Raw genomic sequence first — 26,446 nt, 5'->3', positions numbered from 1 at the left:
TTCAGGCCGATACGACAAAATTGACGATGCGTCGAGGCACGTAGATGCGCTTGCGGATGGTTTTACCCTCCAAAGCGCGTGCAACATTAGGCTCTGACAGCGCGGCTGAAAAGACGGTCTCCTCATCCGCATCGACAGAAATATCGATCGTGCCGCGCAGCTTGCCACCCACCTGAACCCCCAAAGTCACATAGCTGACGGTCAGGAGCGCTTCCTCCGCAATCGGCCATGACTGACTCACCACCAGACCGGCCTCAGGTGCGAGGCGATGCATCAGGGTTTCCGCCAGATGGGGCATCATTGGCGCGATGAGTAAGGCCAGCGTCCGTCCGGCCTCACGCCGTGTCGCCGCCATGCCGGCTTCATGACTTTTTTCCGCATCCGCAAGGGCGGACGTCAGTTCATAAATCCGTGCAATGGCGACATTCGGGGCAAAGCTCTCCATGGCCTGGGTCACGGCGGCGATGGTCCGATGCGTCACCTGCCGCAGGGCGCGGCCACCCGGCGCATGGGAAGCTTCCGACGCGTCATTCTCGGCAATGTGCGTTATTAAACGGTGCAATTTCTGGATAAAACGGTGGGAGGTCGCGATGCCAGCCTCAGTCCACTCAATATCACGCTCGGGCGGGCTGTCTGAAAGCACAAACCAGCGCGCCGTATCCGCCCCGTAACGCGCGATGATCTCGGTCGGGGAGACAGTGTTTCGCTTGGATTTGGACATTTTCTCCGAGCGGCCAATTGTGACCTGCGCGCCATTATCCCTGCGCACAACCCGGTCACCCTCCCGTCGCACATCCTCGGGTGAAAGCCAGCCCGACGCGTCGCGATAACTTTCATGCGTGATCATCCCCTGTGTGAAGAGCCCTTTGAAAGGCTCATCCACATCAAGATGTCCCGTTACCTTCATCGCCCGCGTAAAGAAGCGCGCGTAGAGAAGGTGCAGGATGGCATGTTCAATCCCGCCAATATAACGATCGACCGGCAACCAGCGCTCAGCCGCTTCCCGATCAACCGGTGCGACGGAATGGGGCGACACGTAACGGGCGAAATACCAGGAACTATCAACGAACGTGTCGAAAGTATCCGTCTCCCGTGTCGCAGCCTCACCGCATTGGGGGCAGGTCACGTGCTTCCAGCTCGGATGGTGATCCAACGGATTGCCGGATGTGTCGAAAGAAACATCCTCCGGCAATGTCACCGGCAATTGCGCGTCCGGCACCGGCACGGCACCGCACGTGGCGCAATGGATGATCGGGATCGGGCAACCCCAGTAACGCTGGCGGGACACGCCCCAATCACGCAAGCGCCAGCTGGCGGAAGCCGCGCCGGCACCCATATCCTCCAGCGCGGTGATCGCCCTTTTTTTGCCCGTTTCCGTATCGAGCCCATCAAGAAAGCCCGAATTATAAAGCGTCCCGTCATGGACATAAGCCTTGTCTTCGATGACGAAGCTTTCAGGCGATTCACCCGGTGGCAAAATGACGGAGCGCACGGGCAGGTGGTATTTCCGTGCAAAATCGAGGTCACGCTGATCCCCGCAGGGGCAGCCGAAAACAGCGCCCGTACCGTAATCCATCAGCACAAAATTGGCGATCCATACAGGTGAGATCTCATGCGGCGCAAACGGATTGACGACCCGCAAACCTGTATCGACGCCACGCTTCTCCGCGCTCTCGATCGACTCCTCACGCGTGCCCAGCCTTGCACATTCCTCCGCGAAGAGACGCACCGCCTCATTGTGAGGCGCCAAACGCGTCACGAGGGGATGATCCGCGGCGATGGCGACGAATCCCATGCCGAATAACGTGTCAGGCCGGGTTGTGTAGACCTCGATCGCATCCGCCATGGCATCAAACCCTTCCGGGGGATGATGCAGAGGGAAGGTGATGCGCGCCCCTTCCGAAAATCCGATCCAGCGTGCCTGCATGGCCCGCACGCGCGCGGGCCAGTCCTCAAGCCCCTCCAACCCGTCGAGCAGTTCTTTCGCGAAATCGGTGATTTTGAGGAACCATTGCGCGAGATGACGTCGCTCAACCAACGCGCCGGAGCGCCAGCCACGCCCATCCACCACCTGTTCATTCGCCAGCACGGTCTGATCAACCGGGTCCCAATTGACGGCGGACTCACGACGCTCAACGAGACCGGCCCGGAACATGTCCAGAAATAATTTTTGCTGATGCCCGAAATAGGACGGCAAGCACGTCGTGACCTCTCGCGTCCAGTCAAGGGAGAAGCCCAGACGTTGCAGCGTCGTGCGCATTTTCGCGATGTTGCTGAGTGTCCATTCCCGCGGGTGCACATTGTGCTCCCGCGCCGCATTCTCCGCTGGCAGGCCGAAAGCATCCCACCCCATCGGATGCATCACCTGAAAGCCGCGCGCCCTTTTATAGCGCGCCACGACATCGCCCAGCGCATAATTGCGCACATGCCCCATATGGAGCTGGCCTGAGGGGTAGGGAAACATTTCGAGTACATAATAAGTCGACGCGTTAAAATCCGGCACGTCCCCGACGGAAAAAGCGCCGATTTCCTCCCAGGCTTTCTGCCATTTCAGCTCCGTCGTTTCGAAATCCAGATTTGTGTTTTCTGTGGTGGTCATGAGAGGTCGATATTCTTTTCGTCAAATCACGTGAGTAAGGCTGTCAGATGCGCTTGGGAGCCGGGCAGCGTTTAGTCCCCGCCTTTATTCTCGGCCCGTAGCTCCCGCGCACGATTGAGAATACGGGTCGTGATATCGGAGACCGTATTGGACGAAACGGGGCTATCGACCCATTGCCCCCCCTGCCTCTCCTGCCGGAAGACGGCAACACGCAGGGAGTCTGAGCGCAGGCGGCGGCTCATGACATAAGCAGCGATTTTAAAACGCTCATCCGGGCTGGTGGGCGGGGTATACCAGTCCGTCAATATGATACCTCCCACCGCATCGGCGGAGGAAAATGGCATGAATGACAGCGTATCCAGCGCCCCGCGCCATAGATAGACATTGACGTCGTCTTTCAATTGGTCATCCCCCCCCGTCGCACCGCGATCGACGGTCATGAGATGATTTTTCGGCTTTGCAAGGCCGCTCGGGTCCCGGTCAGAGCTGCAACTCGCAAGCAAGGAAAACAGGAGCACGCCCGCAAAAACATTCAGGCGCAGAATGTGGTGATGATGGCGGGACCAGTGATCTGGCTTCGGGCGCGCGGATGCGATCATGTTACCTCTGAGCTGAAACGTTTAAGCGCGGCCCCCGTGGGCGCGCATGGTGGTTGGGTCCAAGTCTTTTCTATCCTGTGGTTCAGCTAAAGCCAAGCTTTGACACGGCGTCTCAACGCGGCAGGTCGGAAAGGGTCAGCATTTGACGCACCCATTCATAAATCATGAGGGCAGGTAGCTCAAGCGCGCGAGAATGCCCGTCACTGTCGCGTCCGGCGCGAGGCGCAGAAGGCGCTTGCCCGCAACGGCGGCGTCAACCGTCGCGCGACGCTGGATCAGCCCCATCAGATAGACAAGAAGCCCGGCTTCAGACTTCGGATAAAGGCAGATATAGGCGGTGCAGGCCTGGTGGGCTTCGGCATGTTCACCGCAGGCATGCAACACCATGGCGCTGATCGGCTCCAGCAATGCCAGGGCCGTGGAGGCCATTTTGCGGGCGCTGAATTCCCGTATCTCAACTCAAAGCCCGCGCTCGATCCCCGTCCAGCAGGGCATTGATCGCATTGAAGCAGTTGATGGAAGAGGACACAAATTTGGAGGAGCGGCCCGCGCTTTCCGAGTAAAGCGCGCGCCTGATCATATTGCCCCGGAAAGACAAGGCACGCATAAAGCATGAGATTGATGCTGAGCGGATTATACCTCAGATAGGAACTGATGCGATCAAGCGCGTGGGACAGCGCCCTGCACTCTTCCTCTTCAATCGGATGCCATCGCGTAAAATACCGCACCAGCCCGACCAGCGCCTTGACGTAAAGCACGATGATATTTTACTATTTTTTGCTTCGGCCCGTCGGACAAGCTCATTTAATTCCTCAGAACGGACGGAGTCACAATGTGTCGGCAAACAGGCGGCCCGCGCGGCGAGGCGCGTGGCGCTCAGTTCCGCGATCGGGCGGTTCAGGGCGCGCTGCCCCTCCCAGATCATCAACGCCCATTGCAATGACCAGGCAATGTAACGGCTAAAAGCGTTACGCTCCGCCTCCTCCTGCGGAAGGTTCAGGCGGATGGTTACCCAGTTCCGGTCAGCACCACGCTGGGACGACTCCCGCGGCTCCCCCAAATGGACGATGCTGACGACACGGAAATCAATCGCCTGGTGCGTCGCCTGAAAGAAGGGACTGGAGGAGGACGCGCTTTTCTGCCCCGGACGAAAGATCACTTGCAGCGTATCAAGCCGCACGAGTTCCACTTCAAGCTGCTCTGCCAAGGCGAAAGCTGTCGGTGTCAGATGGACTTCCGAAGGGGCTGAAAAAGCTTCGACAGCCACGCGGCCCAATATGCGGGGGACATTGCCTGACACAACCGGATGTCGATGCGGGGCGGGCTTACTTCTGATTGTCGGCGCCTCATTCGGCACCACCTCACGCGGTGCGACCTCCGTCTCCTTGAACAGGTTCTGGCTTTCTGAAAATCCGAATTCGGTTGACTCTGAGGCGGCGTGCGCCTGTATCTCCCGGATCAGTCGCATAGTTTCCGGCCCGGGCAATGCGCCCAATCGGTAATTGAAAAGATCCATGATCTCCGCACAGGTGCGTGAGGCCTTCCCCATCTTACCCTTGGTGACGAATGCCTGCAGACGTTCCCGCCAGCCCAGTTCATTCATCGTGTCGCGCTGCAGAAACCCTTCCGCGCAGGCAAGCATGGCTTCCGGGTCTTCAACCTGCGCCAGGACCTGACTGTAAAGCGACAAAATGTGACGATCGAGGCGTTTGCGCTGCGCGGTCAGCCAGGTGTCAAAAGCCGGGTCAATCGCGTTGAGTTCGGTCAGAAGCCCCTCACTGGGTGAAGGGACAAGCTGAAGGGCCTCGATGCCGCCATGCAGGATCTTCTCGACATCCACCCAGGTCAGGAAAAGCTTGAGTGTCAGGGCCTGCCGCTGAACCTCGACAATATCAGCGCCTAACGGATTAAGTGCGACAAGGAGGCGATGGATCTCCTGCCGGAGAGAAGCGCACGCCAGTTCATCCGCCCTGTTACTCCAAAGCAGAGGTCCGCAATGGTTTTACGCATGACGGGTTTGCGGTCGGAAAGCGCCAGAATAGTTAACAGACCCCGCGTCTTGCCACCCACTGGAAGCACACTCAGTCCGCCGGATGTCTCTGCCCCCATCGTCCCGAGAAGGCGGATCCGGAGGAGGCTTCCCTCCGAAGTTCCAAAGCTTCTCGAAGGCAGATTATATATGACTCGGACCCCGTCTTACCTGGACTGTACCGGTGCGGCGAAGGTCGCCATTTCGTGACACAATCATACCTATTCGTACTGCAACAAACACACCCGCCGCAAAAGGGTGCTCATGACATGCTTATACTTTCTTAACTTCCTTATAAACCCGGAAGCCAAACGGGCGACTTCGTGCGACTCGGCGCATTGGCTTGCGGTCCTCTGTCTGAAGACGCGTGAATAATGACTTATTATTTGCCGCTTGTTTCATATCGGGAAATAACCTAATCATCGGGCGGATGATGTCCGCGTAGCTCAGCAGGATAGAGCACAGGATTCCTAAGTAATTGGGCGCTAGAGGGGGAAACCTCTCCTGCGGATCCGCTCAAAATCGGGGAAAGCTCTGGCTGTCTCAGGCCGTGCCAATCCCGTGCCAAGCGCATTGCAAGTTGCAGGCGAAGGTGTAGAGACTGAACGGGCGGGGCCTAACATTTCCTCAGGAAATCAAGGCCAAGAGACAGTCCAGATCACGAACGGTGTCAGAGCCGGCAGTGAAAGCTGAAGTGGTACGAATCCTGGGGCCGTGGGTTCGAATCCCGCCGCGGACACCATGACGTTATCTTCATAATATATATTATAAAATATTGTGCGTTAATGCGGCAGCAGCAACACCCCAAGCCGTAATAAGATGCGTCGGACTCAAATCAGGCTTAAGTCAAATCAATCGAATTGGATGATGCGGGAAGTAAACCCGCATCTAACGATAGAGAGCGGATAAGGCGAGGATTGTTGCTTTCGGCAATCAAAAGCACGTGCCATGAACGCGGAAAATAATTGCCTTTTTAAGGGTTGAAAATGCCAAAATCGGCAAGGCTGAGATTGAGGTCACATGAAAAGCTGAAAGATATTCACTGGAAATCTTAACGCCCTCAGATCGTTGTTTCAGCGGCATGTTTGATAAAGGCACGAAGATATTTGAGATCCCGATCATTCTCCCGATGACCAAGAAAAATCTGCTTCAAGACGCCGTTTTTCCTGAGCCTTAAGGGGAACAGGTCAAAACGGCACACATATTCCTGCACGAGCCATCGTGGCAGCGCGGCGACACCGCGACCATGCGCAACCATCAGCAGCATGATGTCCGTCGTCTCGATAGGCTTGTGGCGACGCGGCTGGATACCGCCCGGTTGGAGGAATTGCGTATAAATATCCAGGCGCTCCGTTGAAACGGGATAGGTGATCAGAATTTCTTCAAGAAGATCCTCCGGCGTCACGTGATGCACGCCGCGCAAACGGTGCCGGGCCCCCACGACCAGCACGAGCTCATAATCAAAAACAGGGACGAAACGCAGCCCCGGTTTGTAGAGCGGATCCGGCGTGACCAGAATGTCGATCTCGTGCCCGATCAACGCCCCGATCCCGCCAAATTGAAATTTCTGACGGACATCGACATCAACTTTCGGCCATTGATCAAGGTAAGGGGCAACGATACGCGTCAGCCACTGATAACAAGGGTGACACTCCATCCCGATCCGTAATTTCCCCCGCTCACCGCGGGCAAATTGAAGCAACCGCTCTTCAACATCTTCAAGCTGGGAAAGCAGTCGGTTTGCCGTGCTTAACAGCCACGCACCGGCCTGGGTCAACGCCAGGGACCGGCCGTCCCGTCGCCAGATGGCAACACCGAGATTTGTCTCAAGCTTTCGGATTGAATGGCTCAAAGCGGACTGGGTCAGGTTCAGCTTCACGGACGCCGCGGTCAAAGACCCCTCCCGCGCAACGGCCTGAATAATTGCCAGATGTGAGCGGTCGATTATGGCCATCCGCGCCCCCTTCATGAATATTGCTCATCGATTCATGAAAATATATCATTTTTGCTCATATCTTAAAGTCCTTACCGTCGTGATCATCTTTGACAGAATAAGGTCACATGACATGGTCACGACCCATAATCTTGGTTTTCCGAGGATCGGCGCACATCGGGAACTGAAATTCGCGCTTGAAACGTTCTGGAATGGTCAATCATCCATCGACACGCTTGAGGAGGTCGCCGCGCAACTTCGTGCGCGTCATCGGCAGGATCAGTCGGGTCTAGACCTCATCCCGGTCGGTGATTTTTCCTTATATGATCATGTTTTGGATATGAGTGTCACGCTCGGCAACCTGCCCGCGCGCGCGCGCAGTTTTGATGATGACGCCATTCACGCCTATTTCCGTGCCGCACGGGGACGGTCCGCAAAAAATACGGAAGGGCACGTCGTCGCCGGTGAAATGACAAAATGGTTCGATACGAATTACCATTATATTGTGCCGGAATTGGACGCTGAAACGCGATTTCAACTCAACGCCACCCGCCTGCTGGCAGAGCTTGCTGAAGCCAGAAAACAGGGTGTCACCGCAAAACCCGTCATACTTGGCCCCGTCTCCTACCTCGCCCTTGGCAAAAGCAAAGATGGGTCGGATAAACTGACTCTCCTGAAACGCATCCTGCCAGTTTATGCATCATTACTCGCCGCGCTTGCCCATGCCGGCGCCGCGTGGGTGCAGGTCGATGAGCCCATACTTGTGACTGAGCTCGACGATGCCTGGCGGAATGCTTTCATCGAAGTCTATCGCACGCTGGACACGGGGTCCGTCAAAATCCTTCTGACGACTTACTTCGGGCAATTGAAGGAAAATCTGGCCGTCATCGCACGCCTGCCGGTGCAGGGTATTCATATTGATGCCATCAATGCGCGGGACGAAATGAACGAGCTGATCAGGCTCACGCAACCTTCCCAGGTTATTTCTCTTGGCGTCGTCAATGGTCGCAACATTTGGAAAACCGATCTCGATGCGACACTTGACTGGTTGGAGCCTCTTTCACAGAAACTCGGATCACGCCTGTGGCTGGCGCCTCATGCGTCGCTTCTGCATGTGCCTGTTGACCTCACCTTCGAAACCGGGATGGATGCGGAAATCCGCGCATGGATGGCGTTTGCCGTGCAAAAAATTGCCGAGCTCAAAATCCTTGCAGGCGCATTGACGCATGGGCGGGACGCCGTGGCCACCGCATTGGCCGCGTATCGCGATGCTGTCAAATCCCGTCGCGAGTCAGCACGGGTGAATAACGCAGCCGTCAAAGCCGCAACGCGAGATATTTCCGCGTCGCTTGGACAAAGACGCGATAATTTCGAGACACGCGCGGCGCGTCAGGCTGAAAAATTGAATTTGCCGCTTTATCCAACAACCACTATCGGGTCTTTCCCCCAGACGCATGACATCCGCATGGCCCGAACGCGGCTGAAAAAAGGCCTGTTGGATGTCGATGACTATAAAAAGCTCATGCGTCAGGAAATCCAGCGCTGCATCAGGGAGCAGGAAAAACTCGGCCTTGACGTGTTGGTGCATGGAGAAGCAGAGCGCAACGACATGGTTGAGTATTTTGGTGAGCAGCTGGAAGGATTTACCTTCAGCCAGAATGGTTGGGTCCAGTCCTACGGCTCACGCTGCGTCAAGCCGCCCATCTTATTCGGCGATATCAGCCGACCCAAACCCATGACCGTTGAATGGATCACCTACGCCGCCTCCCTGACAGACAAACCGATGAAAGGCATGTTGACCGGGCCGGTGACGATCCTCAATTGGTCGTTCGTCCGTGATGACCAGCCGAGAGCCACCACATGTTATCAGCTTGCCCTGGCCATACGTCAGGAGGTGCTCGATCTTGAAAAAGCCGGCATTCATATCATTCAGATCGATGAAGCTGCATTACGGGAGGGGCTTCCCTTACGACGATCACAATGGAAGGAATATCTATCCTGGGCTGTCGAATCTTTCCGCATTGCCGCGAATGGTGTGACCGACGAAACGCAGATTCACACCCATATGTGTTACTCCGAATTTAACGATATCATCGCTGAAATTGCTGAAATGGATGCCGACGTCATCACAATCGAGACATCCCGGTCAGATATGGAATTGCTGGATGTCTTCGAAACATTTGACTACCCCAACCAGATCGGGCCGGGTGTATATGATATTCACGCCCCGAATATCCCGGAGACATCGCAGATCATCGGCCTCATGCTTAAAGCGGGACGACGCATCCCGGCGGCGCGCCTCTGGGTCAATCCCGATTGCGGGTTGAAAACGCGCCAATGGCAGGAGGTCATCCCCGCACTGACAAATATGGTCAATGCAGCGCGCGCGCTCCGCGCGGGTCAGGCGTCACATGAGGATAAGGGCCTGGCGCAGTTGCCGGAAGCACCGGGGGCGTTTCCCTCTTAAAAATCTCTGGCGGGGTCGCGCCTATGAGTGCGACCCGATCCGCATTTTTCCGCCAATGCTGAGGCGTCGCCTCATCAGTAAATAGAGCAGGACGTAAGCCGCGACGATTGACCCACCCATCTGCCTGACATGCGCGTCGATCCAGCCCGTCAGCTTTTCAATGACGGGATGGTTGAAGGCCCCCAGGCAAGGAGTTCCTGCCCCCCGATGAAGAGGGCGATTGCGGCCGACACAAGTGTGACGAGGCGCTGGTAAGTGACACGTTGCGCCGGGCGGCTCCAGAGCTTCGCCATCAGAAATGAATCAACCCCATCGACCAGCATCATCCCGGCCGCGAAGATGACGGGGATCAGCACGACAGCGAAGACGGAAGCGCGCTGCGCCGCCGTTCAGGGCCATCAGGCCGATTTCACTCGCCGTATCGAAACCCAGCCCGAACAGGAAGCCCACCACCACCATATGCCCGGGTGACGTCACCCGCGACATCAGCCGCCCCGATCCTTTCCGCGTCTGCACAGGCCGGGCCGGGCGGAAGAGACTGTGAGGTTGGCGCCGCCGATGAGAAGAAGGAACAGAGCGGAAAAAAGCGCGCTAAAACGATTGTCGACCAATGGCGGCCCCTCTTCCAGAACATGGGACGAGGCATACCACGCAGCGATGCAGGCCGCCGTCAGGACAACAGCGGAATGCCCGATTGAAAAATACAGCCCGACCCGATGCGCCGGTCGACCGTGCAGCATCATCTAACGTGACACAGCGTCGATTGCCGCAATGTGGTCAACATCAAGCGCGTGCCTCAGCCCAAGTGTCCAGGCCAGCAGGATGACGGCATAGGGGATGCCGGGTGTCAGCGCGGACAAAACCCACAGGCCGATATTGAGCAGGAAAAGGTTGATCACCATTTTTGCTTCCCTTCCTTCAGGCCACGACTTTCAATCTACCTTTCTGCATGATGAAACGTGCAATTTCCATCACGCCTTCATCATCGCGCAGATTAGTAAAGAGAAAAGGTCGATCCCGCCTCATAAGCCGACTGTCATGCGCCATGACGTTGAGATCGGCGCCCATATAGGGTGCGAGATCCGTCTTATTGATAATGAGAAGATCACAGCGCGTGATGCCCGGGCCGCCTTTGCGCGGAATTTTGTCACCTGCCGAAACATCAATTACGTAAAGCGTCAGGTCAACGAGTTCCGGGCTGAAAGTCGCTGCAAGATTATCGCCCCCCCCCGCTTTCAATCAAAATGATGTCGAGCTGCTGGAATTTTTCCGTCAGCGCTTCAATTCCGGCGAGATTGATGCTGGCATCTTCCCGGATGGCCGTATGTGGGCAGCCGCCCGTTTCGATACCGAGGATGCGTTCCGCCGGCAGGGACCCGGCGCGGATCAGGAATTCAGCATCTTCCCGCGTGTAAATATCATTCGTGATCACCGCCACCTCGCAAAGGTCGCGGAAAAACAGGCATAATCTGTGCATCAACGTTGTTTTACCGGAGCCAACCGGCCCACCGATCCCAATTTTTAGGGGACGGGAATGATCGGATTTTTCCTGATGTGTCATCACGTTCTGAACAGCCTTGTTTTTTGCGTTTCATGCAGCATCGCGGCCAGGTCGGACGCGAAGCATATGCTGCCGACTTGATCGAGCGTCACATTCTGCATCCTCTCAATCATCCGCACAATCTCGCCTTCCAGGGCCGCCAGGACACGCAGCGACTCTGCCTGCCCCAGAGGAATGAGCCGCACACGGGCGGAAATCACCGCCAACACGGCACAATGTGCGTAAGCAAGTTGCGTTATATGTTCATAAAAACCACGTTGGCGGCACGTCAAGCCGAAAGCGCCCGGCAGGGGGGGCACTGCGCCGAGGGTGAAATCCGGCGCGCCTCGGTTTGGGGCGTATCAAAGGCAGGCCAGTTTTCGACAGCACGGAGAAAGGCTTTGTCTTGCTGCAACGTCTCCTCCCATCTCTCCCGCGATGAGGCGTGTGCCAGCGTATGAGCCGCGGCGGAACGGGCTGCATCTTCATCCTCCGCGCGTCACGCTGTCAACACCGCCGCAAGATCAACGCGGAAGGAACCATGGAGAAGCGGGTCACGCACCCAGAGAGTCAGCGTTTCAGCATCTCGGATATCCCCATTTTCAACGGCCCATTCCGTCCCGTGACTATAAGCGAAGCTCCCGATCGGCAGGGCGGGCGACACCCAGTTCAGCAGCCGTAACAGACGCATGGGACTGAGTTCCCGCTGTTTCGTCACTGTCTGATCACGGTTCAACGAGCGCAGAGGGGCATCAGGCAGGATGGTGATGATGACGGTGCGCGGGGCCGGAAACGGCATAAGCGCCATTTTCCGGGTCGAAACCACGATGCACGTGCGTCAGGTGACCCCCAAGCCCCTCAACCATCTTCTCAATCACCGGGTCATGGCGGATCGTGATGCGATCAGTGTGGATCATCGCACCAATATGTCGGTTGCCCACATGCCACGCCAATCTAAGGAGTGCATCCGTGGAATCCGCGCGGATTTCAGCGAGGGCCTCGGCTTCCGCCACGACAACAATAATCCGACCATCCGTCAGAACCAACCCGTCCCCGTCACGCATGAGACGCGGCGTATTGAGGTCAAGCAAAATGTCCGACCCATCTGCCAGCGTCAGGACCATGCGCCGCCGGAACCGGCCTTCATAATCGGCGCGATAGGATGTCGCGGCCCGCGCCGCGTCCCAGCTTCCCGCGGGGAGGATTTTCGTGCAACGTGTCATCAATAAAGAAAATACCTTTGCGCCATAGACAAGGCCATTGCCGGTTCACAGATTAAAAGCGCGCCCTCGGCCCGCACTTCGTAACTTTCCGCATCCACCTCAATGTGCGGCGTGGCATCATTACGCACCATATCTGCCTTGCTAATACCGCCGCGCACATTGCTGACCGGCAGAATAAGGCGTTTGAGATCGAGCGCGTGCTTGATGTCCTCTTCCACCGCAGCCTGGGAAACAAAGGTGATGCAGGTTTCAGAGACGGCACGTCCCAGCCCGCCGAACATCAATTTCGGCATGACAGGTGATGTGGTGGGGATGGAGGCGTTCGCGTCACCCATTTGCGCCATGACAATCATGCCGCCTTTCACCACGATGGACGACTTGACCCCGAAAAATCCAGGCTCCCATAGGACAAGATCCCCTAATTTACCGGTGGCGATTGAGCCGACTTCCCGCGCGAGACCATGGGCGATGGCGGGGTTGATCGTATATTTCGCGATATATCTCTTAACCCGCTCATTATCCGTCGCGCCGTCACCCGCCAGAGCGCCACGTTGCGCCTTCATTTTATGCGCGGTCTGCCAGGTGCGGATGATGACTTCACCGACACGCCCCATAGCCTGACTGTCAGAAGACATCATGGAGAGCGCGCCCATATCGTGCAATATATCCTCGGCCGCGATATATCCTCGGCCGCGATCGTCTCTTTGCGGATACGACTTTCCGCAAAGGCCATGTCCTCGGCAGAACATTTATCAAGGTGATGGCAGACCATCAGCATATCGAGATGTTCTTCCAGCGTACTGACCGTATAAGGGCGTGTCGGGTTGGTGGAGGAAGGCAGGACATTTTTGAGTCCAGCGAGTTTGATGATATCCGGCGCGTGCCCGCCCTCGGCCCCCTCCGTATGGAAAGCATGGATCGTCCTTCCCCCGATCGCCGCGATCGTGTCATCGACATAGCCACTTTCGTTCAGCGTGTTGGAATGCAGCATGACCTGCACATCCATCCTGTCAGCGACAGAAAGACAAGTATCGATCGTGCGTAAGGTGGTGCCCCAATCCTCATGCAGTTTGAGCGCGCACGCCCCGGCCCGCACCATTTCCTCCAAAGCTGAAGGCCGCGACGCATTTCCCTTTCCGGCGAACCCGACATTCACGGGCAAATTCTCGGCTGCCTGCAACATGCGGTGAATGTTCCAGGGGCCGGGCGTGCAGGGTCGTGGCGGCTGTGCCGGTTGCCGGGCCTGTGCCGCCGCCCAGCAAGGTTGTCATCCCCGCGGCCAGAGCTTCGTCTATCTGTTGAGGACAGATGAAGTGGATGTGCGTATCGACACCCCCCGCTGTCACGATTTTACCTTCCCCGGCGATGATCTCCGTGCAGGGGCCAATAATGACATCCACAGCCGGTTGCGTATCCGGGTTACCGGCCTTGCCGATCCCGCAAATACGCCCGGCCCGCAGCCCGATATCCGCTTTGACGATCCCCCAATGGTCGATAATCAGCGTGTTGGTAATGACCGTATCGCACGCCCCCTCCTCCGCGCTCAGCTGGGATTGCGCCATCCCATCGCGGATCGCCTTGCCGCCGCCAAATTTAACTTCCTCTCCGTAAAGGGTGAAGTCCCGCTCAACCTCCACCAGGAGGTTTGTATCTGCGGGGCGGATGCGGTCACCGATTGTCGGGCCGAAGCTTCTGACGTAATCCCATCGTCGCATGAATGTCATGGGTCGAGTTTTCCCATCACCGCCCCCTGAAAACCGATCACGACGCGCAGGCCACGATAAGGCACCAACGTGACATCGCGCGCCTGGCTCGGCTCAAACCGCATGGCCGCGCCGGAGGGGATATTGAGGCCCATACCGCGCGCCGCGGCGCGGTCGAAGAGAAGTGCCTGATTGACCTCGGCAAAATGATAATGGCTGCCGACCTGAATGGGCCTGTCCCCCGCATTCCGCACGCGTAGAACACAACGCGGCACGCCGACATTGATCGGAACATCCGCCTCGGCACAGATGATTTCACCAGGAATGACCTGGTTCAGAAAATCCCGATCATCGAATGGGGTCATGGACCGTCACCAGTTTTGTGCCATCGGGAAAGGTCGCCTCAACCTGCACCTCCGCGATAAGTTGCGCCACGCCGGACATGACCTGGCCCCGCGTCAGGACGGTGGCGGCGGATTCCATTAATCCCGCCACACTCTGCCCATCGCGGGCACCTTCCATGATGTGATCCGTCAACAGGGCGATCGCCTCCGGGTGGTTCAGTTTCACCCCGCAACTCAGCCGGTTCCGCGCTACCATTGCCACGAGAGAGATGAGGAGTTTTTCTTTTTCACGTGGTGTCAGCCACATAAATTTCCTCTGCTAGTATCGCCAGGATGGCGGCATATCGGCGCCGCGCCGCGGCACGTTCAAAGCCGCCTCATTAGAAACATGGAGGATAAGCTATTGGACATGCGCCCCACCGCCAATGGCCGCCCGTTCAAGCACCGCATCGCTGATGGCGTCCAATGTGATGGCATCGATAAAGAGGGGCGCACCATCCCGGTAGACGCACATCCGCTCCTGCAAACGCAGGCGATGCACACGCTCCCCGGCATAATGTCGCCCGAAAACGCGCGTCTCCACGCTGGTGAAGCGCGCATCGGTGGAAAGATGAACATCAAAATTCTGCGCCACAATGGGCGTGATTGTAATAGAGCGTCTCACGCGGCAGCCATTCCAGGATGGGCGCCCGCACCCACATGGCATATCGTCGTGACTTGCGAGGGGGCCTCGCCATCACGCACGCGCTGATAACGCTCCGCCCCTTGCGTCGAGAGGATGAGATGCGTGCGGTCGGGGCCATGAGAACACCCTTTCCAGGCAGTCTGACGCGGCAATGCCGCCAGAGACATTGACAATGATGCATTCCAGCGACGGGTGCGGCGAATGGGGGAAAAACGTTTTTAGGCAGCCGCTTTGACGCAACTGGTCAAGGCGCGTCCTCACCCCGTCATTTTTCACGGACATTTTCGACGCCCCCTCAGCACGTTGGAGCTTGAGGGCGGGGGGCCGGGTCATGGTCGTTTCGGAAAGGGCTTGCAAAGCGTTGGCGGCTCCGGAGCAATATTTCCGGTCAGGTTACATGGTTGTTCGGCTTTTGCAACGAGTTGCCATGGCTGATATTAATCACATTATGTCAGAGGATGACCCGACATGCGGACAGGATGGGCGGAGATCATGCCAGTTCAGCCCACCGGCCTTACTGCGCCAGGCGCACGTAACCGTGACACGCGGCTTTGATAACAGGCTCTCATCGCCCTGTCAGCAATCGCCATCAAAATATGAGGATGATTTATGAGCTCTTCCTTTCTCTTCATATGCACGGGCAATATCTGCCGTTCACCTTTGGCCGAGGCCGCGATGCGGAGGGAAGTCATGCAACGTGGCCTGTCCATCGACATCGCCTCTGCAGGGATTGACGGGTGGCATTTTGGCGACACACCGGATGATCGCGCGCAGCATGTCGCCGCGGCGGCGGGCCTGAAAATTGGGCATTACCGCGCCAAGCGCCTGGCACATGATGATTTTGCGCGATACACTCATATATTGGCCCTCGATGCCGGGCATTTACGCGCGTTGAAACGTCTCGCCCCGCCAGAGGTACGGGATAAAATTCATCTCCTCATGGATTTTCTACCCGGGCAGAAAAATGTGAGCGTCGAGGACCCCTATTACAAAGACATGGCCGCGTTCGAAAAAGCCTGGGCGCAAATCTCATCCGCCTGCGCGGCCCTCGCCCGGACCTGTCTCGACACGGGCGCGCATCACATCAAGATCTCACCCCGCTCATGATATTGAGGGAGACAGATCTGGCGGTGCTGCTCACCCCACGGAAGATTATCCGAGTATCGGAGATGCAGGGAGGTGACACGTCTTTCGTCTGGCATGTCATGCTTGATGGGGATGAGGCGGTTATCGTCAAAACGAGTCCGGCGCCTGACGTCGAGGCCCGCATGTTGCAGGCCCTCTCGACCTGTGGCGCGCCCGTCCCCGGAATGATTCATATCACGGACCGCCTGCTGGTCATCTCTTATGTTCCGAACGTCACCGCGTCAGAGGCGGGTTGGCAGGGTCTCGGAACCACCCTTCGGAAATTGCATGATGTGGCGCAGGATGCGCCTTATGGCTGGCCGGACAATTATGCAATCGGGCGCGTGGCCTTGCCGAAAGCACAATCTCACGATTGGGCCGCTTTCTGGATGCATGAAAGGCTTTGCCCCCTCGCAAGCGCCCTGCCCCCGAATTTACTGAGGCAATTTCAAGAATTGTCGGCCATAATGCAACGGCACCTGCCAAGGCACCCGAAACCTTCCCTTCTCCATGGTGATTTATGGCAGGGCAATGTTCTCTTCTCGGATCACGGTGTGAGCGCTTTGATTGACCCGGCCTGCATGATTGGCGATGCCCATGCGGAGTTCGCCGTCCTGACGCTGTTTTCTACACCGCCTCAAATGTTCTGGGACGCTTACCAAATTGATGCGACAAACTTGCAGCCGAAATTCACCATCTATCAATTATGGCCCGCTCTGATGCATTATCGGCTTTTCGGCGGCTCTTATTTAGGGCTCGTCTCTAATTTACTGGATAGGGTCGCCGATCACCTCAAAGCCGGTCATAAATAGCGCGCGGGGGCGGGGCTCAGCCCTTTGCAGCAATAGCGGCCAAGAAACGCGCAACGGCCTCAGCGCCCGGGTCAATAACATCATCCAGATGTTCAGCCGGGACATAAGCCGCGCGCCCGGCACCCGCCTTCATTTTTACCGTGGCGTCCGCCCCTTTTCGCGCCGCCTGCGCCACCTCAATCAGGGAGCCGCCCTGGTCGAGACAGGTGATCGCGGGCCAGAGGGCGTCAAGCATGGTTCGATCCCCCTTTTGCGCCCCACCATAGCGCGTCATCGCGTCTATACCGCGCTTCAGCCCCTGCACCCAATTCTGCTCCCGCCCGGCTGCCGTCAACATGATGGAAAGCAAAGCGCCGCTGGACCCACCACTATGGCGCGCCAGCAAACGCCCTAATGCCGCGCACAGCGCGTCGGGACAGGCAAATGGTAATTGCGGGAAAGCCTCGCTTATAATTTGCGCCGCGTCCGCGAAAGTTGAACCCGCATCACCATCGCCAAGTTTCGCGTCGAGCGCATTCAAATCCTGTCTAGCGTTGATCAGGGCGTTCAAACCGGCCTGCAGGCGGGTTTCCAGCGCGGCATGGTGCGTCGCTGGCGACGTGTAAGTTTTCGTCAATTCCGGCGCGGGCACGGTCGCTACTGGGGAAAACGGGGCCATGCCGGGCCAGAAAGAAGGTTCGACCGGTGCACGAAGCGCGTCCACAAACGCCTCTTCCGCCGGGAGGAGCGACAGGGAAAACCCGACCATATCCAGAGAGGTCATGATCGGGGCCGGGCCGATCACCCATTTCGTCCTTTCTGCTAGCGCAGTTTGCGCAAAGCTCGCGGCGATCGCACAGGCCTCCAAAGGCGGCACCGCGCCCAACATATTGATCATGACAATATGATCGCCAGGGGTCATAGCGGTTTCAAACCGCCCCACCACGCGGTGCATGAGCTGGTCAAGCGACGCGAGGGGGATCTTTTCCGCGCCGGGCTCCCCATGGACGCCAAGCCCCAGTTCCGCCTCATGAGGCCCGAGGCGATCCTGGTGATTTCCGTCATAAACATTGCAGTCGGTTAAAGCGAGGCCCAGAGAACGCACTTTACGGGAAGCATCCTCCGCATGGCGCGTCACCTCATCCAGCGAGGCGCCTTTCTCCGCGTGATAACCGGCAATTTTATGGATGAGGATTGTGCCCGCGATCCCTCTGGCACGCGCGTTTTGATCCAGCGCAATATCGTCCCCGACGATGATGAGTGAAATTTTATAGCCGAGCGCACGCGCCTGCTCCGCCGCGATACCAAAATTAAGACGGTCGCCCGTATAATTTTTGACGATGAGGAGGCAGCCAGCCGGACCGGTGACGGCGATGATGGCGGAAAGGATGGCATCAATCCCCGGTGAGGCGAAAACCGCGCCACACACGGCGGCTGTCAACATGCCGCGCCCCACAAAACCCGCATGGGCGGGCTCGTGACCCGACCCGCCACCGGAAATCACAGCGACACGGTCCGGCGGCACATGCTTTTGTAGCACAACATTGATGCTAGCACCCGCATCAAGCCGCGCCAGATGTGCGCCCTGGGATGATCTGAGAAGCCCGTCAATGGCTTCGGAAACGAGTTTATCCTGCGCATTGAGGAAGCGTTTGAGCATGACGGGTCTCCGATCCTTTTCGGAGACGATGGTCCACACACGCGCGGGAGGCAAATCACAATGTCATGGCGTATTAATGCGCCATTTCCGACATGTGGCCGTAACCGACATCATCCTGCGCCTGCCTGAATAATAAAACTTTCTGGGCAAGGCTTATCATGATGGCAGTGAGCAGAATAATCATGACGGCCAGCATGAGACGCCGAACCGTCATAAAGAAGGATGTTCCGAGCGAGAGCCGAACTTCTGATCCTCTCGCGAGGCCGGTGCGGCCGTGTCATCAGACGTTGGAGGGTCGGCCCCACTATTTGCGCAGCAATTCGCCGTCCCGCGTCTGCCGGATTCGCGTCGTCCGCGTTCCGCCCGGATCATATCCACCAGGCGCGTTAAACTGGCGGCCTCAGCCTGTGCCGTACTCGTCGCGCGCTCCAGCATGGCGACAAGCGCGTAAGTCATTTTCTTTTCCTGCTGTAGACGTCTCATGTTTCGACCGACACTTGCAATCACGGCGATCGTGGCGACCAAAAGCATCGCGAGTAAGGATTCGAAGATAATTTGAAACGTTAACATCGAATTTCTTGCTCATGCTGTGGCAAGGACACCCCTCGACCGTCCGAAGACCGATGATGTCGCGCCGTCATTTAAAATCGGGAAGTTTAACTTCCTATTCGGTCAACGCGGAGGATACGACAGATGATGCGATCATAAATTTAAGAAACCGCGTTTACGAAAAGTTTTCGTAAACGCGGTTTCTTAACTAGAAGTTCACGCTCTTTGGGATAATTTGTTGAGCGGAAAACCACAATCACCTCTGATGCTGAAATGGGCCGCCCGAACCAACAAAATTTCGGCGGATGCACGCCCTGATTTACCCGGATGCGTCACGGGTCGCCCCCTTCTGGCGGCACCCGACGCCGTCGCCTCAGGTTCTTTGTCGGGGACCGCTCTATTGGCAAGGCGCCCGGTTTTCACTACGATTGCGATTTGTGTTAAGTGGCAATCCGCAAAGAGGGGAAAGAATTTTGCCTCAGAATAACGCGGCGGATACCCCTCTCATCGACCCGGCCAATGAAGATTATCACAGAGATCTGGGCCGTCGACAGATGCAGATGATCGCGATCGGTGGCGCGATTGGCACCGGGCTTTTCCTCGGTGCCGGGGCGCGCCTTCACCAGATCGGCCCTTCTCTCGCGATTGATTACCTCATTTGCGGGTTTTTCTCCTTCCTCATCCTGCGGGCCCTGGGTGAGCTGATCATGTATCGCCCTACGGCTGGGAGTTACGTCTCCTACGCGCGTGAATTTTACGGTGAGCGCGCGGCGTATATCGCCGGGTGGATGACCTTCCTTTATTGGACGATGGTGGGCATCGTCGATATCACCGCTGTCGCGGTCTATATACATTTCTGGCCGGTTTTCGGTGACGTGCCGCAATGGGTCTTCGCGTTGATCGCGCTCTCTTTCATCGGGCTCGTCAATCTGGTCAGCGTCCGCTATTTCGGGGAATTTGAGTTCTGGTTCTCCATCATCAAAGTGGTGGCGCTCGTCTTTTTTCTGATCATCGGGATATGGGTTTGCGGGTGGCATATCCCCGTCGATGGACGTCGTCCGGGCTTCTGGATGATCTCGGCAAATGGCGGCCTCTTTCCCCATGGCATCATGCCCTCACTCCTTCTGCTTCAGGGTATTATCTTCGCTTACTCCGCCATTGAGCTTGTCGGGGTCGCGGCCGGGGAGTGCCATAACCCGCGCGAGATCATCCGTGGGGTGGTGCGGTCGATCTTTCTGCGTGTGACTGTTTTTTATGTCGGCTCCGTCATTCTACTCGTCTGTGTGATGCCGTGGTGGGCCTATCGCGCTGATCAGAGCCCGTTTGTCACATTTCTGGACGCACTCCATGTTCCGGGCATTGAGACCGTGATGAATATCGTCGTCATCACCGCCGCGCTTTCAAGTTTCAATTCCGGCCTTTACTCGACGGGTCGTATGTTGCGTGCCATGGCTTTCGGCGGCTCCGCCCCCCATGCCCTCAAGAAGATGAACCGCTTTTCCGTCCCTTATGTCGCGATTCTGACGACGGTCAGCGTCTATTTAATCGGGGTGGCGCTGAACTATCTGATACCATCCTCCGTGTTTGAAATTGCCCTTAATCTTTCAGCGCTCGGCATTCTGGCAAGTTGGAGCTGCATTATTCTCTGCCATATGCGGATGCGCACCCGCATCAAGGAAGGCCATATCCCGGAGCAGAATTTTAAAATGCCGTGGTATCCCTTTTCCTCCTGGCTGACCCTGGCTTTTTTTGCGCTCGTCATCGTCATGATGGCGTTCGATTACCCCAGCGGGACGATCACCATCGCGTTTATCCCCGTCATCACCATCGCCCTCATATTTGGGTGGAAAATGCGCGGGCGTTATGTGGATGAGAGCGTGGAGGAGTCCGCACGAATCCATCCAGCCAGATAAAGGGCGTCACGCCTCACATAGACATTGTGCGCCGGGGAGATGGAGAAATCCGCTCCCCGGTGTGTCATTTATGGCGGCCGCGATGCTAAATGCATCGCACGCCTTATGTCGCGTCCACATCTTGATTGCAGGAAAAGGGTATGCTTTCTTTTAAGTTCATCGGAAGGCGCAGCGTTGCGCCCGAGGAATCATACCCATCAGGGGACTAGTCCCGATAAGAAAGAAGTCAAGTCTTCGATAATCTCGCCATCGGCTTGAGCTGATTTTCCCACTTCGCCACCAGGGCGGCGGACAGGGAGTTGCCGATAACATTGGTCGAAGACCGACCCATATCCAGAAACGTATCGACACCGAGGATCAGCACAACGCCCTCCGCTGGCAGGTCAAATTGCGTCAGCGTTGCCGCAATCACTACGAGAGATGCGCGCGGCACACCGGCGACGCCCTTACTCGTCAGCATCAGAGTCAGCAACATCGCGATCTGCGTGCTCCATGCCAGGGGGATATCATAAACCTGCGCAATATAGATGCTCGCGAAGGAACAATACATCATCGTCCCGACGAGATTAAAGGAATAGCCGAGCGGCAGCACGAAAGATGAAATCTTCCGGTCGACGCCAAATTCGGCAAGACGTTCAAGGATGAGTGGGTAAGCGGCTTCGGAGGTGCTGGTTGAGAAGGCGACGAGGAAGGGCTCACGCAGCAGGTCAACCAGTTTGAAGGCCGATTTCCCGAGAAAAATCAGTGAAACACCGACGAGCGAGAGCCACAGCACGAGAAGCGCCAGATAGAATTCGCCCATAAACTTGCCATAACTGACGATGATCGAGAGACCATTGACGCCGATGGTCGCCGTCAAAGCGCAGAAAACAGCGATCGGCGCCAGCAGTATGATGAAGTTCGTCATTTTGAGAATGATGTAGGAGAAGCTCTCCACCCATTCGAGGACGAGTTTCGACTTCTCAGGCAGGGCCGCCGCAGCGCAACCGAAGATGACGGAGAAGACGACGATCTGAAGGATCTCATTATCGCTCATCGCGTGGAAGATGGAGTCCGGAACGAGATGATTGACGAAGTCGAGGAGGTTGAGGCTACTCGTCGAAATACCGGACGCAGACGACATGGAGATGCGGTGCATACCGCCACCCGGCTCAAAGAAATTGACAAGCAACATGCCCAGCGTCAGCGAGAAGAGTGACGAACATATAAACCAGAGCAACGCCTTGCCACCGACACGCCCCACACTGGCCGCGTCGGTCATGCGCCCGATCCCAACCGTCAGCGTGGAAAATACCAGTGGCGCGATGATCATTTTAATGAGGCGAAGGAAAATCGTGGAACCAATAGAGACATAATTGGAGATTTGCTGCTGCATGGCCGCGGAAGCACAAAGGGCATGGATGGCGCCCCCCGCCGCGATACCGGCAATCATGGCGATAATGATAGCCCACAACATCCAATTTTGCTTCATACGATACCCTCGATTTTATATGTTCAAGGCTCTATTAACCGGACTCGCCTGTAACGCCAAATCTCGCGACGCCATCAAGGCCGTCACGAGTTTATTTCTGCGCCGGGTCCGGCCATTCAACGAGGATTTTGGTTTTGACCATCTGAGGCAAAGGGACATAATCGAGTCCGCGTGCTTCAGCGTCGCCCTCCATCAGGCCCGCGGCGAAGAAACGCCGGACGGCTTCCTTGGCGTGATCGCACGGGACGAGGACGTAGGTGGCGCTCATGATCGGCCAACCATTCGCCCCACCTGTATCGAGCAGGTCAACGACATTCCCCTTGGCGCGCTGCCACGACGCCGCACGTGCTGCGGCCTCGAAGCTGGCCATATCCGGTTTGATAAAAGCGCCCGTGCGATTGGCGAGGGCGATCACCGGCAGATGATTTTGTTTCGCGTAAGCATATTCGACATAGCCAATGCCGCCATCCGTCTGACGGACACCCGCCGCTACACCGTCATTCCCCCTTGCCCCCGCGCCACCGGGCCACGCGACGGAAGCCCCGGCGCCAATCTCGCGCTTCCAAGATGGAGAAACTTTGGAGAGGTAGGAGGTAAAAACGAAGGATGTGCCGGAAGCATCAGCACGATGCAGGGGCGCAACAGATGTTTCCGGCAGGTTCACGCCAGGGTTCAGGCGTTTGATCCGCGGATCGTCCCAATCGAGAATCGAGCCGTCGAATATCCCGGCAAGGGCGGGGCCATCAAGACGAAGGCGGGAAACATCCACGCCCGGCAGATGCGCGATGATGACGATCGCCCCCATGACACTGGGAAACTGATAAAGGTGCCCCGCTGCCAGACTTGCCATGTCCAATGGCTTATCTGTCGCGCCGAAATCCACGGTGCGGGCGAGGATCTGATTGACACCTGCGCCTGAGCCCACGCTTTGATAATTGACGAGAAGATGATGGGAGGTTTTGACAGCCTCGCCCCATGCACCGTAGATCGGGGCCGCGAAGCTGGAGCCTGCCCCTGTAATTTCATCTGCCGAAGCCGCCTGCGCCGTCAGGCAGAAGACCCATCCCGTGAAAAGAATAATCCATCGTTTGAGGCGCATCTCATAAAGCCTTTTCTGAGGGGCGTTGTTCTTCACTTTTCATCTTTCGCATCGGACATTGTTTTTTGCGCCATTCGTAAGGGACTGACAAGCACCGGAATGACGTTCACGCATGATCGACGGGGGCGTGGTTTCAGGGTCATGATTTGGCGTGGCACCGGGGAGCCATACCTCGCATCGAAACCCCTTCCCCGCCGCGCTGATAATTTTCAGCCGGCCCGCGTGACGATCGACAATATGCTTGACGATGGCCAGGCCAAGCCCGGACCCGCCGATATTTTCATTGACGACACGATAAAATTGTTCCGTCAAACGGGGAAGGTGCTTTGCAGCAACACCCGGTCCGTTATCCGACACGCTGAAAATGACGCCGGACATGGCGTCTCCCCGCGCCGTCACCACAATTTTACAATGCGGCCCGGCATGTTTCAGGGCGTTCTCGACGAGATTGAGAAGCATCTGGGCTAATTGATCCGCATCGCCGGGGAAAGAGATTGAGTCGACTTCTTCCGGCATCATCACCTGACCGGAATATTGACGGCTGAGCCCGGCAATTTCCTCCCTCATGCGTGGCCAGAGCCTGTCGAGATGCAATTCCGTCTCCGGCCGCCAATGGGCGAGTCGTTGCGCGCGGGAAAGATGCAGAAGCCGGTCAATCAGCCTACCCATCCGTGCCGCCTGACGGGACATGATGGCGAGGAATTCCTTCTGCGCCGCCGGGTCATCAGCAGCCTGCCCCTCAATTGTTTCCAATATGGCGGAAATGGAAGCAAGCGGTGTACGCAGCTCATGGCTGGCATAGGCGACAAAATCTGCCTGCTTGCACTGTATGGTGGCGGCCTCCGTATGGTCGTCCAGCACGACGATCATGTGATTTTCCCGCTTGCGCGTCTTACGCGTTTGAGTCTCCGCCCACCTGTTCACGCGGATCTGGAGGACGCGCTGCACCGGCACGTCAACTTCCAACTGCGTGGAGATCAGGTTGCCGGATCGCGCCGCGCTCACGGCCGCCTGCAAAGCGGGATGTCGCAGGATCGCGCCCAGCGCGTCTCCGAACATCGCCACCGCACGATGATTGGTGAAGACAGATCGCCCCTCACGATCCAGAACGATCAACGGGACCGGCACAGATTCTGCAAATGTGAAGCGCGTGTCATCCGTTTCGGTCAGGCTCGACGATGAATCGGGGCGTGATGGAGTAGCGTGCCACCGCCCCCTCTCCCTGGCGCGCGAAATCTGTCGGAAAAGGAAGAGAATGGCCCCTATCATGACGAGCAATATGATCGTCAGCATGGAGGGCTGTCAGGCCTGGTCGTCAAGCGCATAGCCTGCCGACCGGACTGTCCTGATATAATCAATGCCGTCATTGGCTTTCATGGCCAGCCTCAGGCGTCTGATATGCACGTCGATCGTCCTTAATTCGACGAAGATATTTTCATTCCAGACGCGCTTCAAAAGTGTCTCCCGAGAGAAGACCTCCCGCGGGTGACGCATGAAAAATTCGAGAAGGCGGAATTCGGTTGGACCCAGATTCAGCGGGTGCGGCCCGCGTAAGGCGCGGCAGGTCTGAACATTCAATGTGAGATCCTGAAAACGCAGAACCTCCCTTCGTGGCGGGGTTGCGCGGCGCAAGAGGGCGCGGAGCTGTGCCTCCAGCGCTTCAAAACTGTAAGGTTTGGTCAGAAACGCATCTGCGCCGCTATCCAGCCCTTCAATACTGTCCTCCTCCGCCGATCGCGCCGTCATCAGTAAAACAGGAAGGGTGCGCAGTGCCTCTGTCAGCCTTATCCGGCGGCAGAGATCGGGCCCCGACAGGCCGGGCAACATCCAGTCGAGAATGATCGCATCCGGCGGCGCATCCTGAAGGCGCGCCCAGGCCGCCTCCCCCGTCGTGAAAGCCTCGACCCGATAACCCATCCCCGTCAAATTATAGCGCAGCATGGTCTGGAGGGCGGGATCATCTTCAACGAGGAAAATAAGTTGCGCCACGGACGTCACATTACTGGTCAATCGCGTCCGTAGCCGAGCTTTTCCCTCTCGGGCGCACGGGCGGGAGGTTTTCACCCTTTACCGCGTAAAAGACGCGCTCGGCGATATTGGTGGTGTGATCACCAATCCGTTCCAGATTTTTAGCGATAAAGAGAAGATGGATGCAGGGCCCGATATTGCGCGGGTCTTCCATCATGTAAGTCACCAACTCCCGGAACAAAGCGGTGTAATATTCATCGACCTCGCAATCCGCTTCCCAGACTTCCTGGGCGCGTTCCGGGTCCTGCAACGTCATGGCATCGGCGCCACGACGGAGATTTTCCTGCACCATCCGCCCCATATTGCGCAGACCGGAGAGGGAGAGACTGTCCGTCAGGTCAACCCGCGTACTGCGTCGGGCAACGGAGGCTGCGTAATCACCGATACGTTCAAGGTCACTGCTGATTTTAAGCGCCGACACGATCTCCCGTAAGTCGCCCGCCATGGGGCTGCGGAGGGCAAGGAGGCGGATTGCAAGCCCTTCGATGTCCCGTTCAAGCTGGTCGACCATCGGATCATGGTCGATCGCCTCCTTCGCTGCGGTGACGTTATGGTCAAAGACCGCTGAAACAGCCTGAGAAACCTGGTTTTCAACAATGCCGCACATACGGGCCATCATGCCGCGCAGATGGTCAAGCTCGTGCTCAAAACTTTTAACAGTGTGTACGCCATCCATACCCATCTCGAC

At 57.1% G+C, this 26,446-nt stretch carries 28 protein-coding genes and 3 pseudogenes; 4 read left to right on the top strand and 27 right to left on the bottom strand.

Going from position 1 to position 26,446, the window contains the following annotated elements:
- Position 1 precedes the first annotated feature (1 nt).
- From leuS to AAYR33_00805, 7 genes are all read right to left on the bottom strand, one after another.
- Positions 2–2,599 (bottom strand): leucine--tRNA ligase, encoded by a 2,598-nt coding sequence (gene leuS / locus AAYR33_00835; protein ID XAO71559.1) that lies wholly within the window; start codon positions 2,597–2,599, stop codon positions 2–4.
- Between the two features lie 71 nt (positions 2,600–2,670).
- Positions 2,671–3,198 (bottom strand): DUF3576 domain-containing protein, encoded by a 528-nt coding sequence (locus AAYR33_00830; protein XAO71558.1) that lies wholly within the window; start codon positions 3,196–3,198, stop codon positions 2,671–2,673.
- Positions 3,199–3,360: 162 nt separating this feature from the next.
- Complete coding sequence (locus tag AAYR33_00825; protein ID XAO71557.1) at positions 3,361–3,627, bottom strand: hypothetical protein; 267 nt, start codon at positions 3,625–3,627, stop codon at positions 3,361–3,363.
- 25 nt (positions 3,628–3,652) lie between these two features.
- The gene (locus tag AAYR33_00820) at positions 3,653–3,805 is read right to left on the bottom strand and encodes a hypothetical protein (GenBank protein XAO71556.1); all 153 of its coding nucleotides are present in this window, start codon (positions 3,803–3,805) and stop codon (positions 3,653–3,655) included.
- A 33-nt stretch (positions 3,806–3,838) separates the two neighbouring features.
- The gene (locus tag AAYR33_00815; GenBank protein ID XAO71555.1) at positions 3,839–5,038 is read right to left on the bottom strand and encodes a bacterial transcriptional activator domain-containing protein; all 1,200 of its coding nucleotides are present in this window, start codon (positions 5,036–5,038) and stop codon (positions 3,839–3,841) included.
- A gap of 59 nt (positions 5,039–5,097) precedes the next feature.
- Complete coding sequence (locus AAYR33_00810; GenBank protein XAO71554.1) at positions 5,098–5,307, bottom strand: hypothetical protein; 210 nt, start codon at positions 5,305–5,307, stop codon at positions 5,098–5,100.
- A gap of 980 nt (positions 5,308–6,287) precedes the next feature.
- Positions 6,288–7,181, bottom strand: a complete 894-nt coding sequence (locus AAYR33_00805; GenBank protein ID XAO71553.1) for a LysR family transcriptional regulator — start codon at positions 7,179–7,181, stop codon at positions 6,288–6,290.
- Positions 7,182–7,293: 112 nt separating this feature from the next.
- Between AAYR33_00805 and metE the strand changes: the two genes are divergently transcribed.
- Positions 7,294–9,627 (top strand): 5-methyltetrahydropteroyltriglutamate--homocysteine S-methyltransferase, encoded by a 2,334-nt coding sequence (gene metE, locus AAYR33_00800; GenBank protein XAO71552.1) that lies wholly within the window; start codon positions 7,294–7,296, stop codon positions 9,625–9,627.
- A 149-nt stretch (positions 9,628–9,776) separates the two neighbouring features.
- On the opposite strand, the pseudogene AAYR33_00795 reads toward metE, so the two are convergent.
- The 12 genes and pseudogenes from AAYR33_00795 to AAYR33_00740 form a co-directional block, all read right to left on the bottom strand.
- Positions 9,777–10,086 (bottom strand): annotated as a pseudogene (locus AAYR33_00795) (hypothetical protein).
- Positions 10,087–10,112: 26 nt separating this feature from the next.
- Entirely contained in the window at positions 10,113–10,370 is a 258-nt protein-coding gene (locus tag AAYR33_00790) for a hypothetical protein (protein ID XAO71551.1), read from the bottom strand.
- Complete coding sequence (locus AAYR33_00785) at positions 10,371–10,529, bottom strand: hypothetical protein (GenBank protein XAO71550.1); 159 nt, start codon at positions 10,527–10,529, stop codon at positions 10,371–10,373. It lies immediately after the preceding gene.
- Between the two features lie 16 nt (positions 10,530–10,545).
- Positions 10,546–11,188, bottom strand: a pseudogene (gene ureG, locus AAYR33_00780) (urease accessory protein UreG).
- Positions 11,188–11,487, bottom strand: a complete 300-nt coding sequence (locus AAYR33_00775) for an urease accessory UreF family protein (GenBank protein ID XAO71549.1) — start codon at positions 11,485–11,487, stop codon at positions 11,188–11,190. Before AAYR33_00775 ends, ureG begins: the two are co-directional and overlap by 1 nt.
- A gap of 179 nt (positions 11,488–11,666) precedes the next feature.
- The gene (locus AAYR33_00770) at positions 11,667–11,966 is read right to left on the bottom strand and encodes a hypothetical protein (GenBank protein XAO71548.1); all 300 of its coding nucleotides are present in this window, start codon (positions 11,964–11,966) and stop codon (positions 11,667–11,669) included.
- Positions 11,920–12,390: an urease accessory protein UreE gene (locus tag AAYR33_00765; protein ID XAO71547.1), complete on the bottom strand. Its 471-nt coding sequence runs from the start codon at positions 12,388–12,390 to the stop codon at positions 11,920–11,922. Before AAYR33_00765 ends, AAYR33_00770 begins: the two co-directional genes overlap by 47 nt.
- A pseudogene (gene ureC / locus AAYR33_00760) lies at positions 12,390–14,114 on the bottom strand (urease subunit alpha). The gene AAYR33_00765 and the pseudogene ureC overlap by 1 nt, the downstream one beginning before the upstream one ends.
- A complete protein-coding gene (locus tag AAYR33_00755) occupies positions 14,111–14,458 on the bottom strand; it encodes an urease subunit beta (GenBank protein XAO71546.1) in 348 nt (115 codons plus the stop codon). The pseudogene ureC and the gene AAYR33_00755 overlap by 4 nt, the downstream one beginning before the upstream one ends.
- The gene (locus tag AAYR33_00750) at positions 14,442–14,744 is read right to left on the bottom strand and encodes an urease subunit gamma (GenBank protein XAO71545.1); all 303 of its coding nucleotides are present in this window, start codon (positions 14,742–14,744) and stop codon (positions 14,442–14,444) included. Before AAYR33_00750 ends, AAYR33_00755 begins: the two co-directional genes overlap by 17 nt.
- A 93-nt stretch (positions 14,745–14,837) precedes the next feature.
- Entirely contained in the window at positions 14,838–15,101 is a 264-nt protein-coding gene (locus tag AAYR33_00745) for an urease accessory protein UreD (protein XAO71544.1), read from the bottom strand.
- The gene (locus AAYR33_00740) at positions 15,098–15,295 is read right to left on the bottom strand and encodes a hypothetical protein (GenBank protein XAO71543.1); all 198 of its coding nucleotides are present in this window, start codon (positions 15,293–15,295) and stop codon (positions 15,098–15,100) included. Before AAYR33_00740 ends, AAYR33_00745 begins: the two co-directional genes overlap by 4 nt.
- Before the next feature lie 436 nt (positions 15,296–15,731).
- On the opposite strand from AAYR33_00740, the gene AAYR33_00735 reads away from it, so the two are divergent.
- Both AAYR33_00735 and AAYR33_00730 read left to right on the top strand, forming a co-directional pair.
- Complete coding sequence (locus AAYR33_00735) at positions 15,732–16,229, top strand: low molecular weight protein-tyrosine-phosphatase (protein XAO71542.1); 498 nt, start codon at positions 15,732–15,734, stop codon at positions 16,227–16,229.
- Positions 16,226–17,059 (top strand): fructosamine kinase family protein, encoded by an 834-nt coding sequence (locus AAYR33_00730; GenBank protein ID XAO71541.1) that lies wholly within the window; start codon positions 16,226–16,228, stop codon positions 17,057–17,059. The genes AAYR33_00735 and AAYR33_00730 overlap by 4 nt, the downstream gene beginning before the upstream one ends.
- Before the next feature lie 16 nt (positions 17,060–17,075).
- On the opposite strand, the gene AAYR33_00725 is transcribed toward AAYR33_00730, so the two are convergent.
- The 3 genes from AAYR33_00725 to AAYR33_00715 form a co-directional block, all read right to left on the bottom strand.
- Positions 17,076–18,698 (bottom strand): dihydroxyacetone kinase subunit DhaK, encoded by a 1,623-nt coding sequence (locus AAYR33_00725; protein XAO71540.1) that lies wholly within the window; start codon positions 18,696–18,698, stop codon positions 17,076–17,078.
- A gap of 73 nt (positions 18,699–18,771) precedes the next feature.
- Positions 18,772–18,912, bottom strand: coding sequence for a hypothetical protein (locus AAYR33_00720; GenBank protein ID XAO71539.1), 141 nt, complete (start codon positions 18,910–18,912; stop codon positions 18,772–18,774).
- Positions 18,909–19,181, bottom strand: a complete 273-nt coding sequence (locus AAYR33_00715; protein XAO71538.1) for a hypothetical protein — start codon at positions 19,179–19,181, stop codon at positions 18,909–18,911. The genes AAYR33_00720 and AAYR33_00715 overlap by 4 nt, the downstream gene beginning before the upstream one ends.
- A gap of 539 nt (positions 19,182–19,720) precedes the next feature.
- On the opposite strand from AAYR33_00715, the gene AAYR33_00710 reads away from it, so the two are divergent.
- Positions 19,721–21,160 (top strand): amino acid permease, encoded by a 1,440-nt coding sequence (locus tag AAYR33_00710; protein XAO71537.1) that lies wholly within the window; start codon positions 19,721–19,723, stop codon positions 21,158–21,160.
- 226 nt (positions 21,161–21,386) lie between these two features.
- On the opposite strand, the gene AAYR33_00705 is transcribed toward AAYR33_00710, so the two are convergent.
- The 5 genes from AAYR33_00705 to phoU all read right to left on the bottom strand — a co-directional run bounded on the left by AAYR33_00705 (position 21,387) and on the right by phoU (position 26,440).
- Positions 21,387–22,631, bottom strand: coding sequence for a dicarboxylate/amino acid:cation symporter (locus tag AAYR33_00705; protein XAO71536.1), 1,245 nt, complete (start codon positions 22,629–22,631; stop codon positions 21,387–21,389).
- A 91-nt stretch (positions 22,632–22,722) separates the two neighbouring features.
- Positions 22,723–23,730 carry a phosphate ABC transporter substrate-binding protein PstS gene (gene pstS / locus AAYR33_00700; protein XAO72322.1) on the bottom strand — a complete coding sequence of 336 codons (1,008 nt, stop codon included), beginning with the start codon at positions 23,728–23,730 and terminating at the stop codon, positions 22,723–22,725.
- 39 nt (positions 23,731–23,769) lie between these two features.
- Positions 23,770–25,023 carry an ATP-binding protein gene (locus AAYR33_00695; protein ID XAO71535.1) on the bottom strand — a complete coding sequence of 418 codons (1,254 nt, stop codon included), beginning with the start codon at positions 25,021–25,023 and terminating at the stop codon, positions 23,770–23,772.
- 9 nt (positions 25,024–25,032) lie between these two features.
- Positions 25,033–25,740, bottom strand: coding sequence for a response regulator (locus AAYR33_00690; protein XAO71534.1), 708 nt, complete (start codon positions 25,738–25,740; stop codon positions 25,033–25,035).
- Entirely contained in the window at positions 25,730–26,440 is a 711-nt protein-coding gene (phoU, locus tag AAYR33_00685) for a phosphate signaling complex protein PhoU (protein XAO71533.1), read from the bottom strand. The genes AAYR33_00690 and phoU overlap by 11 nt, the downstream gene beginning before the upstream one ends.
- Between the last annotated feature and the right edge of the window lie 6 nt (positions 26,441–26,446).

The sequence above is a fragment of the Acetobacteraceae bacterium genome (genome assembly GCA_039613835.1).
Classification (GTDB): domain Bacteria; phylum Pseudomonadota; class Alphaproteobacteria; order Acetobacterales; family Acetobacteraceae; genus Sorlinia.
This window is presented reverse-complemented; position numbering and strand designations above follow the sequence as displayed.